General features: G+C 44.3%; 1 protein-coding gene. It reads left to right on the plus strand.

Annotated elements, in window-relative coordinates:
* Nucleotides 1-821 (plus strand): IS4 family transposase (locus QWZ04_RS23285; RefSeq protein ID WP_290330698.1); only part of this gene is annotated, 821 nt, incomplete at both ends.

Consider the following 821-nt stretch of genomic DNA (forward strand, 5'->3'; position numbering starts at 1 on the left):
CCGTTGCTCTGGATGGCCGAGCCATCACAATCTTCGAGCAAGTTTTTGAATATGGCCAATATAACTCACCTAAAAGTCACCAATCATTCCTCGATAAATTGCAGGATATTTTGCCCAATAAAACCTGCCCAATCATCGTTTCTGATGCCGGTTTTCGGAATACCTGGTTCCGACAAGTTCAGGAAAAAGGTTGGTTTTGGTTAGGTCGTGTCCGAGGCGAAGTCTCAATAAAACAACCGGATAAACCTTGGGTCTCAAATAAAACTTTTTATCCAGATGCTGTTCACAAACCAAAATACCTTGGCCAATGCTTATTAGCAAAAAGAGCGCCTATACCTTGTGAAGCCTATGTTTACAAAGGATTAGAGAAAGGCCGTAAAGCCCAGCGCCACAGCAGAACCAGCCAAAAGCACTCCGCTACCCATCTTTACCAACGAAGCGCGAAAGAGCCGTGGTTACTCGCGACCAACGTCCCTCGACACATCTTAAATGAAGTGAAAATGACTAATCTGTACGCTAAGCGTATGCAAATAGAAGAGGCATTCCGTGACTTAAAAAGTACCGCTTATGGGATCGCACTTCGTCACAATAGAACTCGCTGTACTAAAAGGTTAGATATCCTGCTTCTAATTGCTTTGCTCGCTGAAATCGTGATGTGGTGGAATGGCCTAATTGCAGTCCAAGCCAAATGGCATTTTGACTTCCAAGCCAACAGCATTAAACATCGTCGTGTCTTGTCAATACCACGCCTAGGTAGAGAAGTGCGGAATCATCGGCGATACCAAATTAACGAATCTCAATACCAATGGGGGATGTTCGAA

Source organism: Vibrio tapetis subsp. quintayensis (assembly GCF_030409945.1).
Classification (GTDB): domain Bacteria; phylum Pseudomonadota; class Gammaproteobacteria; order Enterobacterales; family Vibrionaceae; genus Vibrio; species Vibrio quintayensis.